A 14,885-nucleotide genomic window follows, 5' to 3' on the forward strand; every position below is an offset into this window, starting at 1 on the left:
GTGTTTGCTCCACTTTCATTCATACGGCGGTCCCTTGAGCTCAACCACATTCCCCTCAGGATCCGTGACATAAATCGACGGTCCTTCCCCTTCCGCTCCGTTTCTTGACTCAAGTTCGCCAGCCGCCACGCCATGCGCAACAAGATGCGCGCGAATCGCCGCTTCATCGAAGGGTTCAACCCGAAAGCAGAAATGGTCAAGGTTGCGCCCTTCCTTTCCGGGCGCCGCGCCGCCTGCGCTGCCGAGCTTGCCGTCGACCGGCACCAGGTCGAGCATGGCGCTGCCGGCGCGCAGCTGGACCAGGCCGATGCTGTCCAGGCGGCGGTCGACGGTGCAGCCGAGCGCATCGCAGTAAAAGCGCAGCATCTGTTCAAGGTCGCTCACGCGCAATACGAGGTGGTCGATTTCACGGATATGTATCATTTCGGTGCCCGTTCAAAGATTTTATTGTAGATCCGCAGGCCGTTTATTTCATCCAGCTGCCGGTTTGCGGAATACCACCAGCTTCGATACGAACAGCTGCAGCACTTCGCCGCGCTGGTTGCGGGTTTCGCTGCGCAGCTTGACCATGCCGCGATCCGGGCGTGAGCGCGATGGCGTGATTTCCATGATTTCGCTTTCCACGCGCAGGATGTCGCCGGCGCGGGTCGCTTGCGGCCAGCTGATTTCGCCGCCGGCGCCGATGATGCCGTCCTGCAGCGGCATGCCGCTGGTGACCAGCAGGCGCATGGTGATGGCTGCGGTATGCCAGCCGCTGGCTGCCAGGCCGCCGAACAGGGTGTCCTTGGCGGCGGCGTCGCTCAGGTGGAAAGGCTGGGGATCGAACTGGCGGGCGAACTCCAGGATCTGCTGTTCATCCAGCGTGTGTTCGGCGCTGCTGAAGCGGTCGCCGGTTTTCAGGTCGTCCAGGTAGAGCCCGGGCTGCGGCTTGGTGCTGTGTTGGTTCATTGCGGGTTCCTCGCTGTGGTCAACGTTGCCAGCCCTCGACAACGCAGGCAGGCAACAGCCGTTTGAATGTGTGCTACCGTACAGATGCAATCTTACATCCCGCCTAGAGTGAAACCATGATTGCGGATAATGATGCGCCGCAGCTTGGATGCCGCGATGTCGCCTTCGTTGCGGCCGATTCAACCAGGGATACCGTCAGGAGCTGGGAGGTCATGGAAGCTCAGTCAAAAATGTTGGTTTATACACGTCCTTTGCAATGCGATATATAATTTACAACGTTGTCTAATTGTTATTCTTATTTTTGATGGAGAAAAAAATGCAAAAAAAATTCTCATTCCCTTCCAAGGGCCTGGCAGCTGTCGCCGTCGCCATGGCCAGCCTGACGTTTGCCGGCTGCACCACCACCATGCCGGGCAAGGACGCCAGTTCTTCAACCAGCCGGACCGATGTCAATGCCGGAGTTGACGCCACTTTGTCCAAACTGTATCAGACCGCGCCTGCCTCGCGTGAGCTGGTAGCGCGCGCCAAGGGCGTGTTGGTGTTCCCGGAAGTGCTGCAGGCCAGCTTTGTGATCGGCGGCGAATACGGTAAGGGCGCATTGCGCGTCGGCGGCCGCACCGAGGGCTATTACAGCACCACGGCCGGTTCCATCGGCTTCCAGGCCGGTGCGCAATCGAAAGCCATCGTGCTGCTGTTCATGACGCAGGATGCTCTCGATAAATTCCGCAACAGCAACGGCTGGACTGTCGGCGCTGACGCTACCGTCGCGCTGGCCAACATCGGCGCCAACGGCAACATCGACACCAACACCGCGCAACAGCCGATCATCGGCTTCGTGACCACCAATGGCGGCCTGATCGCCGGCGTGTCGCTGCAAGGCGCCAAGATCGCCAAGATCTCGCTTTAATTCCCGCCTGTAATCTGGCTTGATGCGGCGTCCTCGGATGCCGTATTTTTTTTGCCTGCAGAAAAAAGGTCTAGTCGCCCAGCAGCTCGGCCACCGCGTGCATGCGGTCCACATGCTTGGCGATGACCTTGACGATGACGATGATCGGAATGCCCAGCAGCATTCCCCATACTCCCCACAGCCAGCCCCAGAACAGCAGGCCGATGAAGACTGCGGCCGCATTCATCTTGGCGATCCTGCCTATCATCCAGGTTGTCACGAATGTGCCGACCAGGGTCGCTATCACCAGCGTCGAAGCCGACACCAGCAGCATCATCGAGAACGATTCGAACTGCATGAATGCAGTCAGGCCGGTTGTGACGGCGATCAGCAGGGGTCCGAAGTACGGAATGATGTGCAGGAAGCCGCTGGCGACGGCCCAGGCGCCGGCATTTTCAAGTCCGATCAGGCGAAACACCACCCACATCAGGACCGCCAGCAAGGCGTTCGTCACCAGCAGCATGAACATGTAGCTCTGGATCGAGGTATTGATGTCGAACAGGATGTTGACGGCTATTTTCTTGTTGGCGAGCGACGGTCCGGTCAGTTTCACCAGCTTGCGTTTGAAGGTATCGCCCGACAGCAGCAGGAAAAATACCAGGAAGATCACCATCACCGCCTGGCCCAGGAACAGCATCGCGCCCATCGAACTAGTCCACAGCCATTCGCTCAGTTGAAACGAGGGCGGCGCCGGACTGGCTTGCCGTTTCGGATCCGGCCGCACGCCGGCAGCCTGCCCGGCGGCGGTCTGGATTTCGTTGGCCGCTGCCTGCATTTTCTGGATTGTGCTGGCCTGGCCTTGCGTCCTGGCTTGTATGCTGGCCATGGAGCGCGCCAGCTGGTGGGAAGCGGCCGGCAGGCGCTCGACGATGGACTGGAACTCGCCGCGCAAGGAGTAGGCAACCTGGCCCAGGCCAAGCAGCAAGGTCGCCATCACAATGCAGGTGCCGGCCAGGCGCGGGATGCGGATGCGCTCCAGCCACGCCACCAGGGGGTTCAGGGTGTAGGCGATGAAAATGCCGAACACCAGCGGGATCAGGAAACTCTGCGCCCACTGCAGGGCAAACACCAGGGCCAGGACGGTCAGTATCCGCAAGCACAGGTTGCGGACATTGGTGGAGCCGGCGGCGGCAAACGGCGCCAGCGGTCCGGTCATCGGCGCAGCGTCCGCCATACTTGTTTCTGGTGCCTCGCTTGAGCTTGCGTCTGCTGGCGCGGGTGGTGCGATTGGTGGTTCCATGGTCATTTGCTGGTGTAGCTCTTCAAGGCAAGCCGATGAATGCAGGTTACCTGCCCGGATTCATATTTTAAGTACGTCACCGTACAAAGCCGGCATTATTTTCTTGCGGGTTGATTGTGCGCCAAATCCTGCCCCATGAACACTTCCGCAGGCATTCGTTGCAGACCTGGTGGACAGAAAGACAAGCATGGTTTTGTGCTTTGATGGAGATTTCCCTGGTTGCAGGAAAAGAGGTATTCTTGTTTTTTGGCAAGGTAAGAATACAGGCAGAAATCCGTTCTGCCGTCCCTGCCACCTCCCTGGAGTTTCCCGCATGACCGAACCGTCCGCGCCGAGCATCACCGGCTACCATGCCCACATCTACTTCGATGCCAGCACTCTGGCGCAGGCGCAAGCCTTGTGCGAGGAAGCGGCGCGGCGGTTTGCACTGAGCATGGGCCGGGTCCACCAGCGCCCGGTCGGTCCGCATCCGGACTGGAGCTGCCAGCTGGCTTTCGACACGCCATTGTTTGGCGAAGTGATTCCATGGCTGGCCCTGCATCGCGCCGGCCTGGTGGTGTTCATCCATCCGCTGACCGGCGACGACCTGCGCGATCATCGCGACCATGCGATCTGGATGGGTGCGGTGCGCCCGTTGAAACTGTCGATATTTTCCGGGGAGCCGGAGGTGGCGGAGCAATGAAGCCGGTAATGGGAGCGGGTCTTGTCATGGCTAGTCTGCAGCAATGCACGGCGGCGGCGCTGCTTGCCGTGTTGCTGGTCCCAGGCATGAGCGCGGCCGCCGGCCGCGTCACCATGATCGCTGCCGATCGCGCCGACAAGCCGGGTTTCCTGGTCGTCATCGAGGAAGCCGGATATTACAAGCTGTCAGGCAACCTGAAAGTACCCGACGCCAACACCACGGCGATCGAGATCAATGCCGACAATGTCACGCTCGATCTCAACGGCCACGCCATCCAAGGGCCGGTGCGCTGCCAGCAACTGCCCGCGCCATGCTGGCCGGGCGGCAGCGGCAATGGCGTCCATGCGGTCAACCGTAGCGGCGTCGTGGTCAAGAACGGCATCATCCAGGGTATGGGAAACTACGGTGTTTACCTGGAAATCAATACGGCCAGCCTGGACCGCGTAGTGATGGCCAGGAACGGCCATGGCGGCGCGGTATTGTTTGGCGGCGCCATCAGCAACAGCGTGGCTGAAGCCAACGGCGGCGACGGCATCTTCGGCGTCGATCTCAAGGTGCGCAACAGCGTGATGCGCGGCAACCAGATGCTGGGACTGGCCGCGTATGGCCATTCCACTTTCAGCAACAACCAGTTCAAGAGCAATAACAACAACGCCGCACAAACCAACCTGAAGCCAGCCGCCGCCGATCGCAATGTCTGCAATGGCGCGCCCTGTCAGTAAGATTTATCGATCGACCCAGGCCATGCGTTCCTTGCTGTAGCGTTCCCCGGCCACCTGCTTCAGGGCGTTTTCCAGCAACGCGGTTTCGCTAGGACTGAGGGTGACCTCGGTCGCGTTGGCATTTTGCTCGAGGTAAGCGCGGCGCTTGGTGCCCGGAATCGGCACGATGTCCTCGCCTTGTTGCAGCACCCAGGCCAGTGCAACCTGGCTGCTGCTTACACCCTTCAACGCGGCAATTTCCCCAACTATTTTTGCGGCGCGCATGTTGGCGTCGAAGTTGTCGCCCTGCAGGCGCGGATCGCGATGGCGGAAATCGGAGTCGGGGTAGTTTTCCGCGCGCTGCGCCGTGCCGCTCAGGAAGCCGCGGCCGAGCGGGCTGAACGGCACCAGCCCGATCCCCAGTTCGCGCAGGACTGGCAGGATGTCGGCTTCCAGGTTGCGTTCCCACAGCGAATATTCGCTTTGCAGCGCGCTGATCGGATGCACCGCATGGGCTTTGCGGATATTGGCGACGCCGGCCTCGGACAGCCCCAGGTAGCGTACCTTGCCTTCACGCACCAGGTCCGCCATGACGCCGACCACCTCTTCAATCGGCACCGCGGGATCGACCCGGTGCTGGTACAGCAAGTCGATGTAATCGGTGCCGAGGCGGCGCAGCGAGCCTTCCACTGCGCGCCGTATGTGGCTGAGCTCGCTGGTGATGCCGGTGGTGACGCCATTCTCTATCTTGAAGCCGAATTTGGTGGCGAGCACTACGTCATGCCGGCGGCCTTTGAAGACGCGTCCCAGCAGCGCTTCGTTTTCGTAGGGGCCGTATTGTTCGGCGGTGTCGAAGAAATTGATGCCCAGGGCAAGCGCCCGTTCCAGGGTGGCGATGGATTCGGTTTCATCGGCCGCGCCGTATGCAGTGCTCATGCCCATGCAACCGAGGCCGATCGCCGATACCGTCAGCCCGCTTGAACCCAGTTTCCGCTGCTTCATCATGGTTTGCTCCGGATGGTGAAAATGGCGCTCCCGGTCCTGCAGTTTGAGCGGGAAAAGCGCTAGCTGCCAGTATAAGCGATGCGCGCTTTATCCATCGTCACCCGCTCGCCTGCCTGCGCACGCTGGCACCTCTTCAGGAAAATTTGTCGAGGATGCTGTAATAGGCGACGCCGGCGGCAATATAAAAGCGCTGCAGGCCATGCAAAGGAATCGGCTGGATGGTGCTGACCGGGAACGGGAACGGCGCTGCTTTTGCGCTCAGCAGGCGCCGCGCCAGGCAGCGGCCCATGGTCGACGCCATTCCGATGCCGCGGCCGTTGTAGCCCAGCGCTATCGTCAGTCCGGCGGCGGGTTCGTGCACATGCGGCAGGAAATCGCGGGTAATCGCTACCCTGCCGGCCCAGCGGAATTCGTAGTCGACCTGCGCCAGCTGCGGAAACAGCAGCGCCAGCGAACGTTCCAGATGGCTGAAATCCTGCGCGCCGGTCGGATCAGGGAAGGGGCCGCGGCCGCCCATCAGCAGGCGTCCGTATGCATCGCGCCGGTAATACAGCAGCAGCCGGCGCGAATCGGACACCACTTGCCCGCCGGCCAGGATGCTGTCCCCCAGTTCCGGCGGCAAGGGTCTGGTGGCGACGATGAAGCTGTTGGCGGCGATCACCGACTGTTTCAGGCGTGGCCACAGGTCGCCGGTGTAGCCGTTGGTAGCGATCACCACTTGGTCGGCTGTCACGCAAGCGCCGCCGGCCGTTCTGACTTGCCAGTGGCCGTCTTGGCGCTGCAGGCTGCTGACCAGGGTATTGCCATGGATGGCGGCGCCATGCGCCTTCGCTGCCCGCGCCAGGCCGCGGCAATAACTGAGCGGCTGGATGCTGCCGGCGCGGCGGTCGATCCAGCCGCCGACATAGGCCGGCGTGCCGATCCGTTGCGTCACCTGGCTGCGATCCAGCATCTCCACCGGCGCGCCGCGTTCGGCCCACTGCGCGGCGCGTTTCTCCAGCGCCCGCATCACCTGCGCCGAGTGCGCCGGCTGGATCCAGCCGTTGCGGACGGCGTCGCACTCGATGCCGTATTTTTCCACCAGGTCGAATACGGTGTCGGCAGCCTTGCCGATAGTATCGACCAGCAGCTCGCCCTTTTTACTGCCGAACATCACGTTGAGCCGGTCGGGATCGTATTTCAATCCCGGAATCACCTGGCCGCCGTTGCGCCCGGAGGCGCCCCAGCCCGGTTCCGAGGCTTCCAGCAGGCAGACCTCGGCGCCGGCTTCGGCCAGGTGCAAGGCGGTCGACAGCCCGGTATAACCGCCGCCGACGACGACCACGTCGGCCTTGCGCGATGCGTTCAACGGCGCCGTGGTCAACGGCGCGATCGCGGTTGCGGCCCACAGCGATGGCGGCAGTGCTTGTCCTGCAGAGAGGTTTTTCATACGGTGTATTGGAGTTATGCAGACTGCTCGGGTGCTTGCCGGCCCAGCACGCGCCGCAGGAAATCCTTGGTGCGCGCGTGTTGCGGCGCGCTCAGCACCTGCTGCGCCGGTCCTTCTTCGACGATGGTGCCGCTGTGCAAAAAGCAGACGCGGTCGGCGACATCGCGTGCAAATCCCATTTCATGCGTGACCACGATCATGGTCATGCCGTCGCCGGCCAGGGTGCGCATCACTGCCAGCACTTCGCCCACCAGTTCCGGATCGAGCGCCGAAGTCGGTTCGTCGAACAGGATCGCTTTCGGTTTCATGGCCAGCGCGCGCGCAATCGCCACCCGCTGCTGCTGGCCGCCCGAGAGCTGGCTGGGATAAGCGTCGGCGCGCTGCTCCAGGCCGACCTTGGCCAGCAAGGCCAGCGCTTCCTGCCTGGCCGTGGCCTTGTCGACCTTGTTGACGTAGACCGGCCCTTCCATGACGTTTTCCAGCACCGTGCGATGCGGGAACAGGTTGAAACGCTGGAATACCATGCCGACGTGGGTGCGCAGCTGGTGGATGGTGGCCGACTTGCTGTCGACCGGTTCGCCTTCGATCAGGATTTCGCCTGCTTCGTAAGTTTCCAGGCCGTTGATGCAGCGCAGGACGGTAGACTTGCCGGAACCGGACGGCCCGATCAGGCAAACCACTTCACCGGCGGCGACTTGCAGCGAAACGCCTTTCAGCACTTCCTGCTGACCGAAACGCTTGTGTATCTGTCTCACTTCTATCATTTCCGCTTCCCCTGGCCAAAGCGAGCTTCCAGCCGGCGCGTCAGCAGCACCAGCGGCAGGCTCAGCAGCAAATACATCAGCGCCACCATGGTGTACACCGTCATGTTCTGGAAGGTGGAGGAAGCAATCATCTGGCCGGCGCGCGTCATTTCCAGCACGGTGATGGTGGACACCAGCGACGAATCCTTGAGCATCATGACCAGCGTGTTGCCGTAAGGCGGCAGCGCGATGCGGAATGCCTGCGGCAATACCACGCGCCGCATGATCATCGGCATGCGCATGCCGATCGATTGCGCCGCCTCGATCTGGCCCGGGTCGACCGCTTCGATGCCGGCGCGGAAATTCTCGGCCTGGTACACCGAATAGGCGACGCCGAGGCCGATCACGCCAGCCTGGAACGCGGTCAGCTGTATGCCCAGTTCCGGCAGCACGAAGTAGATGTAGAACAGCTGGACGATGATAGGCAGGCCGCGGATGATGTTGATCACGCTGGCCGCGAACCACGACACCGGCCGCAGCTGCGACACTTTCATCAGCGCCAGGACCAGGCCGATGGCGGTGCTCAGGATCAGCGAATAAAAAGTGACTTCCACCGTGACTGCCGCGCCGCGTAGCAGGATAGGCAGGAAATCCATGACGTTCTGGATCAGCATAATGTGCTGCCTGCGCTCAGTTCAGGTTCCACTGCTGCACGATCTTGGCAAGCGTGCCGTCAGCCTTGGCGCCGGCGATCGCCTTGTTCAGGCGTTCCAGCAATTGATGGTCGCCCTTGCGCACCACCAGGCAAACATCGCCCACCAGCGTCGGCTGGTATTCCTTGACCAGCCGCACCTGCGGATTGGCGCCTTGCGCCAGCTGATAGGCAACGATCGGCCGGTCGCCGAAACCAGCCTTGATGCGGCCTAGGGCAACATCGCGCATCATGTCCGCAACCGCATCGTAGACGCGCACTTCCTTGAAGCCGCCTTTCTTGTTGAGGGCGTCGATGAAGATGGTGCCGACCTGGGCGCCGACGATTTCACCCTTCAGGTCGTCCAGCGATTTATACGTACGCTTGTCTTCGGCGTTGACGAACAGGCCTTCGCCATAGGAGTACACCGGATCGCTGAAATCGACGATCTGCGCGCGCGCCGAAGTCTTCAGCATGGCGGCGGCGATGATGTCGATCTTGCTGGAAGTCAGCGAGGGAATCAGGGCCGAGAACGGGGTTTGCTGGATGTTGACGCTGAAGCCGGCATTCTTGCCAATCGCGGTCACGGTATCGACCATCATGCCCTGCAGCTTGTTGGTCTTGATATCGAGGAAGGTAAACGGCACGCCGGTGGAAGTGGCGCCGACGGTAAATGCCGTTTGCGCCAGGCAAAACGAAGCGGCGCTTGCGGCCGCCAGAAAAACGCCTGCCTGGGCAAGACGTCGGATCAGCTGTTTCATGGTTTTCCCCTCTGTGTGGCAGCCGCTTGTCCGGTTGCTCTGCAGTTGATATCAAAAATCGCCGTTTATTTAAGTATATTCAATTTATTTATATCGTCAATAGATATTTGAGTATCGATATTCGATATTTAGGTATAATAGATCAACGTCCAGAATGAGAGAGAGCCATGAAAGATGACAATTCGCAGCAAGAAGTTGTCGACGCCTTGTTCAACCAGTCGCTGGAAAAAGGCCTGGCGGTATTGCGCGCCTTCGACGCCCGCCGCCGCACCATGACGTTGGCTGATGTGGCCGAGGCGACGGCTATCACCAAGAGTTCGGCGCAGCGCATGATCTACACGCTGGAGGCGCTGGGATATGTGAAGAAGCATCCGGCCACGCGCCGCTATCAGCTGACGCCGAAGGTGATGGAGATCGGCTATAACTACCTGGAGGCGGATACCCTGGTCGATGTCGCCAATCCTTTCCTGGCGGAGCTGGCCAACACCACCGGCGAGACTACCAACATGACCGAGCCGTACGAGAACCAGATGGTGTACGTGGCGCGTTTCGTCGGCCATCAGTTCATTCCGATCCACATGCCGATCGGCAGCCGCATCCCGATGTACTGCACCGGTTCCGGCCGGGCCTACTTGAGCACGCTGGCGGCGGCGGACGCGCGCGCGGTGCTGCAGTCGAGCCAGCTGACGGCGCGTACGCCGCATACCCGCACCGGCATCGACGACATCATGGCGCTGCTGGCGACGGCGCGCGAAAAAGGCTATGCCTGCAACAATGAAGAATTGTTCCTGGGCGACATGACGATTGCCGCGCCCATCATCAGCAACCAGGGTGCGGCGGTGGCGGCGCTCCATGTGGTGACGCCGAGCAGCCGCTGGACGCTGGCGGAAGCGGAAAAGAAGATAGGCCCGCTGGTGCTGGACTGCGCGCGTTCAATCAGCAACTCGATCCGCACCCTGACCTGAGATGTGTTGAGCCCGCCGCGTTCTGCAGCGGGCAAAGCCGGCTTACTTGGCGACCGGCATGGTGAACTCGGCGCCCTTGGCGATGCTGTCTGGCCAGCGCTGCATGATGCTCTTGTAGCGTGTATAGAAGCGGATGCCTTCCTCGCCGTAAGCGTGGTGGTCACCGAACAGCGAACGTTTCCAGCCGCCGAAGGAGTGCCAGGCCATGGGCACCGGGATCGGCACGTTGATGCCGACCATGCCGACCTGGATCTGCCGTGAAAATGCGCGCGCCACGCCGCCGTCGCTGGTAAACAGGGAAACGCCGTTGCCGAACTCGTGGGCGTTGACCAGTTCCACCGCGCCGGCCAGGTCCGGCACGCGCACCACCGCCAGCACCGGGCCGAAAATTTCTTCCTTGTAGATGGTCATTTCCGGGGTGACGTGATCGAACAAGGTGCCGCCGACAAAAAAACCGTTTTCATGGCCGGCAACGCTGATGCCGCGGCCATCGACCAACAGTTTTGCACCCTCTTCAACACCTTTGGCGATGTAAGCCTCGACCTTGGCCTTGTGCACGCCGGTGACCAGCGGCCCCATCTCGGAATCGGCCTGGTCGCCGTTGCCGATCTTCAGGGCGGCGGCGCGTTGCGCCAGCTGCTGCACCAGGCGGTCGGCGACATCGCCCACCGCGACCGCCACCGAAATCGCCATGCAGCGCTCGCCGGCCGAGCCGTAAGCAGCGCCGATCAGCGCATCGACCGCCTGCTCGAGATCGGCGTCCGGCATCACCACCAGATGGTTCTTGGCGCCGCCCAGCGCTTGCACGCGTTTGCCGCGGCGCGCGCCTTCGGTGTAGATGTATTCCGCAATCGGGGTGGAGCCGACGAACGACAGCGCCTGCACATCGGGATGGGCTAGCAAGGCGTCGACTGCCGTCTTGTCGCCTTGCACCACATTGAAAACGCCGTCCGGCAAGCCGGCTTGCTTGAGCAGGTCGGCGATCAGCAAGCTGGCCGAAGGATCGCGTTCGGAGGGTTTCAGGATGAAGCAGTTGCCGCAGGCGATCGCCACCGGAAACATCCACATCGGCACCATCACCGGGAAATTGAACGGCGTGATGCCGGCTACCACGCCCAGAGGCTGGCGCAGGTTCCAGTTGTCGATGCCGCCGCCGATATTGTCGGTATGGCTGGTCTTGAGCAGGTGCGGGATGCCGCAGGCGAACTCCACCACTTCGATGCCGCGCACCACTTCGCCCTTGGCGTCGGAAAACACCTTGCCGTGTTCGCGCGTGATCAGCGCCGCCAGCTGGTCATGGTGCTGCTCCAGCAGTTCCTTGAACTTGAACATGATGCGGGCGCGGCGCAGCGGCGAGGTTTCGGCCCAGGCCGGGAACGCCGCGCGGGCGCTGGCGACGGCTTTATCCACTTCCTGTGGCGAGGCCAGCGCTACCTGGGCGACGACGGCGCCGGTGGCAGGATTAAAAACGTCGGAATAGCGCTCGGAGCGGCCGGTCGCCACTGCGCCGGAAATGAAGTGATTGATTTGAGAAGTGCTGGAAGTAAGGTTCATGGCAGATCCTGGTTATTTGATTTCGTTGAGTACTTCGCGCACCGTGCCGAACATGCGCTCGATTTCTTCCGGCTGCACGATCAGCGGCGGCGAGAAAGCCAGGATGTCGCCGGTATAGCGCACCATCACGCCCTTCTCGTAACACTTGCGGAATACTTCATAAGCGCGTGCGCCCGGGGCTTGCGGCCGCGGTTCCAGCTCGATGCCGGCCACCAGGCCGAGGTTGCGGATATCCTTGACGTGCGGCGCGCCGGCCACGCTGTGGGCGGCTTTCTCGAACAGCGGCGACAATTCGCGCGCCCGCTCGAACAGCCCTTCGCTCTGGTACAGGTCGATGGCGGCGATGGCGGCGGCGGCGGCCACCGGATGGGCGGAATAGGTATAACCGTGCATCAGCTCGATGGCGCCGGCAGCGGCAGATTGCAGCACCGTATCGTGGATCTCGCGCTTGGCGGCTACCGCGCCCATTGGAATCGCGGCGTTGTTGATGCCTTTGGCGAGCGTGATCAAATCCGGCGTGACGCCAAAATAGGCGCTGGCGGTAGGCGCTCCGAGGCGGCCGAAGCCGGTGATCACTTCATCGAAAATCAGCAGGATGCCATGCTTGCTGCACAGTTCACGCAAGCGTTCCAGGTAACCCGCCGGCGGGATCAGCACCCCGGTCGACCCGGCCAGCGGCTCGACGATGACGGCGGCGATGGTGGATGCGTCGTGCAGCGTCACCAGCCGTTCCAGTTCGTCCGCCAGGTGTGCGCCCCAGGCCGGCTGGCCGCGGCTGAAGCCGGCCTCGGCGATATTCAGGGTGTGCTGCAGGTGATCGACGCCGGGCATCAGGTTGCCCGAGAAAGCCTTGCGGTTGTTGAGGATGCCGCCGACCGAGATGCCGCCGAAACCGACGCCGTGATAACCGCGTTCGCGGCCGATGAAGCGTGTACGCTGGCCTTCGCCGCGCGCGCGGTGGTAAGCCAGGGCAATCTTGAGTGCGCTGTCGACTGCTTCCGAACCGGAATTGGTGAAGAAAATCCGGTCCAGCCCGGCCGGCATCAGCCCTGCCACCTTGCGCGCGGCTTCAAACGCCAGCGGATGGCCCATCTGGAACGACGGCGCGTAATCCATGCTGCCGATCTGCCGCGTCACGGCCGCGGTGATCTCTTCGCGGCAATGGCCGGCGTTGACGCACCACAGGCCGGCGGTGGCGTCCAGCACCTGGCGGCCGTCGTCGGTCTGGTAATACATGCCTTTGGCCGAGACGAACAAACGCGGCGCTTCCTTGAACTGGCGGTTGGCGGTGAATGGCATCCAGAATGCCGACAGGTCCTGATCCGATTGTGGTGTGTTCATGGTGGGTTTGATTGGATTAATTGGATTGGTTGACGAGGATTGGCGAAGTTTGGCCATGGCGTCGATTATTGCAGTTACAATCCAGATTGTTAGATACACTTTATACAAATCGTGGAAAGTGTACTGTTGCTAACGGCAATCTGTACTGAATACACTTGAAGATGCCATGACTGATGCCCAGGTTTCGCGCTTTCCCCAGCTATTGCAGCCGCAATCGGCGCTGAGCCTGGTCGAACAGGTTGTGGCCGGGCTCGGCCGCATGATCGACAACGGCAAGCTGCGGCCGGGCGAACGGCTGCCGTCGATCCGCCAGTTCGCGCTGCAGCAGGGAGTCAGCAATTCGACCATCGTCGAAGCTTATGAACGCCTGGTGGCCAACGGCCTGCTGATTGTCCGGCGCGGTTCGGGGTTTTTCATCGCCAAGCGCGAGCAGGCGGAGAGCAGCGGCATGCCTTCAATCTTGCCGAATCCGGTGATCGACTCGGCCTGGCTGTTTTCCGAAGTGTTTGCCGACGAACGGGTGCCGATCAAGGCCGGCTGCGGCTGGCTGCCATCCAGCATGCTGGACGGCGAGGGGCTGCATGCAGCGGAGCGGCGCATTATCCGCTCGCCCGGCGCCCAGCAGGTGGGCTACGGCCATCCCTTCGGTTACGGTCCGCTGCGGCAAACCATCGCCAAATCGTTCGCCAACTGGTCGCTCGACATCGGCCCCGACCAGGTAGTCACCACCCACGGCGTCACCCAGGCGCTGGACCTGATCATGCGCACCCTGGTGAAACCGGGCGATACCGTGTTCATCGAAGAACCCGGTTATTGCAACCTGATCGCCATGCTGCGGCTCGCCAATATCCATGTGGTCGGCGTGCCGCGCACTGTAAGCGGGGTCGACCTGGAGCGTTTGGAGGAACTGGCGCAGATCCACCGGCCGAAGATTTTTTTCACCAACCCGGTGCTGCAGAATCCGACCGGCACCACCTACACTCCGGCCTGCGCGATGCGGGTGCTGCAGGCGGCCGAACGGCATGGCTTCTGGGTGGTGGAAGACGATCTGTACCGTGAACTGGCGCAAGCCACCGATCCGATGCTGGCGGCGCTGGACGGTTTGCGGCGCGTGATTTATGTCAGCGGTTTTTCCAAGACCATCGCACCCTCGCTGCGGCTTGGTTTCATCGCCTGCCAGGCCGATCTTGCCAAGGAATTCGCGCGCACCAAGATGGTCTTGACCCTGACCAATTCGGAAATCACCGAAAGGCTGGTATACAACGCCCTGACTGAGGGCCACCACCGGCGCCATGTCGAGCGCCTGGCCAGCACCTTGCTCACCGCGCAGGCGCAGGTCAGCGCCAGGCTGGAGGACGTCGGTTTGCTGCCGTTCGGAGCGCCGCGCGGCGGCATGTTTTATTGGGCCAGGATGCCGCAGGCGGCGCTGAGCGCCAAGGAAATCGGCGACCGCGCCTTGCAACAGGGGATCTGGCTGGCGCCGGGAGAATTTTTTTATGTATCGCAGCCGGAACACGCCTGGTTCCGCTTCAATGTGGCTTTTTCGGACCTCCCCAAGTTGTCCGATTTCTTCCGTAACCTGGTGGCCGGCAGTTAGCCGGCCTTCTTCTCCGGCAGTTGAAGCTTAGCCTGCCGCCGCTTCGCGTTTGCGGATGACGGTGACGCTTTCGCCGCCTGCGCCCCAGTTGTCGGTATCGACTTCATCGATGACGACAAAAGTGGTGGCGGGTTTTTTGTTGAGCACGCGGCTTAGCAGATCGGTGACGCCGGCAATCAGCTGCTGTTTCTGTTCCGCGCTGACTCCTTCGCGGGTGACGCGGATATTAACGTATGGCATGCTGGAACTCCTGAAGTAAATGGTTAGGAGCGGGCCGAGGCC

Annotated in this window: 16 protein-coding genes; 5 read left to right on the forward strand and 11 right to left on the reverse strand. The window is 61.8% G+C overall.

From position 1 onward, the window contains the following. Positions 1–15: 15 nt before the first annotated feature. Together CFter6_RS24685 and CFter6_RS00510 are read right to left on the reverse strand one after the other, a co-directional pair. On the reverse strand, positions 16–423 hold the full coding sequence (locus CFter6_RS24685; RefSeq protein WP_082814494.1) for a VOC family protein: 408 nt from the start codon (positions 421–423) through the stop codon (positions 16–18). A gap of 48 nt (positions 424–471) precedes the next feature. Continuing rightward, a complete protein-coding gene (locus tag CFter6_RS00510) occupies positions 472–948 on the reverse strand; it encodes a MaoC family dehydratase (RefSeq protein WP_061538276.1) in 477 nt (158 codons plus the stop codon). 316 nt (positions 949–1,264) lie between these two features. On the opposite strand from CFter6_RS00510, the gene CFter6_RS00515 reads away from it, so the two are divergent. Continuing rightward, on the forward strand, positions 1,265–1,855 hold the full coding sequence (locus CFter6_RS00515; RefSeq protein ID WP_061538277.1) for a BPSL1445 family SYLF domain-containing lipoprotein: 591 nt from the start codon (positions 1,265–1,267) through the stop codon (positions 1,853–1,855). A 70-nt stretch (positions 1,856–1,925) separates the two neighbouring features. Here the strand turns inward: CFter6_RS00515 and CFter6_RS00520 are convergent, their stop codons facing one another. Further along, positions 1,926–3,068: an AI-2E family transporter gene (locus CFter6_RS00520; RefSeq protein ID WP_236904473.1), complete on the reverse strand. Its 1,143-nt coding sequence runs from the start codon at positions 3,066–3,068 to the stop codon at positions 1,926–1,928. 379 nt (positions 3,069–3,447) lie between these two features. On the opposite strand from CFter6_RS00520, the gene CFter6_RS00525 reads away from it, so the two are divergent. Both CFter6_RS00525 and CFter6_RS00530 read left to right on the forward strand, forming a co-directional pair. Continuing rightward, on the forward strand, positions 3,448–3,816 hold the full coding sequence (locus tag CFter6_RS00525; RefSeq protein ID WP_061538278.1) for a DOPA 4,5-dioxygenase family protein: 369 nt from the start codon (positions 3,448–3,450) through the stop codon (positions 3,814–3,816). Positions 3,817–3,842: 26 nt separating this feature from the next. Then, a complete protein-coding gene (locus CFter6_RS00530; RefSeq protein ID WP_061538279.1) occupies positions 3,843–4,538 on the forward strand; it encodes a right-handed parallel beta-helix repeat-containing protein in 696 nt (231 codons plus the stop codon). 3 nt (positions 4,539–4,541) lie between these two features. Here the strand turns inward: CFter6_RS00530 and CFter6_RS00535 are convergent, their stop codons facing one another. From CFter6_RS00535 to CFter6_RS00555, 5 genes are all read right to left on the reverse strand, one after another. After that, entirely contained in the window at positions 4,542–5,522 is a 981-nt protein-coding gene (locus CFter6_RS00535) for an aldo/keto reductase (protein ID WP_082814496.1), read from the reverse strand. A gap of 133 nt (positions 5,523–5,655) precedes the next feature. Then, positions 5,656–6,951, reverse strand: a complete 1,296-nt coding sequence (locus CFter6_RS00540; protein WP_061538280.1) for an NAD(P)/FAD-dependent oxidoreductase — start codon at positions 6,949–6,951, stop codon at positions 5,656–5,658. 14 nt (positions 6,952–6,965) lie between these two features. Further along, positions 6,966–7,715, reverse strand: coding sequence for an amino acid ABC transporter ATP-binding protein (locus CFter6_RS00545; RefSeq protein ID WP_061538281.1), 750 nt, complete (start codon positions 7,713–7,715; stop codon positions 6,966–6,968). Further along, complete coding sequence (locus CFter6_RS00550) at positions 7,712–8,368, reverse strand: amino acid ABC transporter permease (RefSeq protein WP_061538282.1); 657 nt, start codon at positions 8,366–8,368, stop codon at positions 7,712–7,714. Before CFter6_RS00550 ends, CFter6_RS00545 begins: the two co-directional genes overlap by 4 nt. 16 nt (positions 8,369–8,384) lie before the next feature. Beyond that, positions 8,385–9,146 (reverse strand): ABC transporter substrate-binding protein, encoded by a 762-nt coding sequence (locus tag CFter6_RS00555; protein WP_061538283.1) that lies wholly within the window; start codon positions 9,144–9,146, stop codon positions 8,385–8,387. Positions 9,147–9,313: 167 nt separating this feature from the next. Here CFter6_RS00555 and CFter6_RS00560 point away from each other — a divergent pair, with 167 nt between their 5' ends. Beyond that, positions 9,314–10,111, forward strand: a complete 798-nt coding sequence (locus CFter6_RS00560) for an IclR family transcriptional regulator (protein WP_061538284.1) — start codon at positions 9,314–9,316, stop codon at positions 10,109–10,111. Positions 10,112–10,153: 42 nt separating this feature from the next. Here CFter6_RS00560 and CFter6_RS00565 read toward each other — a convergent pair whose 3' ends face one another. Both CFter6_RS00565 and aptA read right to left on the reverse strand, forming a co-directional pair. Then, entirely contained in the window at positions 10,154–11,665 is a 1,512-nt protein-coding gene (locus CFter6_RS00565) for a CoA-acylating methylmalonate-semialdehyde dehydrogenase (protein ID WP_061538285.1), read from the reverse strand. 12 nt (positions 11,666–11,677) lie between these two features. After that, complete coding sequence (gene aptA / locus CFter6_RS00570; RefSeq protein ID WP_061538286.1) at positions 11,678–13,006, reverse strand: omega-aminotransferase AptA; 1,329 nt, start codon at positions 13,004–13,006, stop codon at positions 11,678–11,680. Between the two features lie 166 nt (positions 13,007–13,172). On the opposite strand from aptA, the gene CFter6_RS00575 reads away from it, so the two are divergent. Then, positions 13,173–14,603 carry an aminotransferase-like domain-containing protein gene (locus CFter6_RS00575; protein ID WP_061538287.1) on the forward strand — a complete coding sequence of 477 codons (1,431 nt, stop codon included), beginning with the start codon at positions 13,173–13,175 and terminating at the stop codon, positions 14,601–14,603. 27 nt (positions 14,604–14,630) lie between these two features. Here CFter6_RS00575 and CFter6_RS00580 read toward each other — a convergent pair whose 3' ends face one another. Continuing rightward, positions 14,631–14,843 (reverse strand): tautomerase family protein, encoded by a 213-nt coding sequence (locus CFter6_RS00580; protein ID WP_061538288.1) that lies wholly within the window; start codon positions 14,841–14,843, stop codon positions 14,631–14,633. Positions 14,844–14,885: the final 42 nt, after the last annotated feature.

It is taken from the genome of Collimonas fungivorans (assembly GCF_001584145.1).
Lineage (GTDB): Bacteria > Pseudomonadota > Gammaproteobacteria > Burkholderiales > Burkholderiaceae_D > Collimonas > Collimonas fungivorans.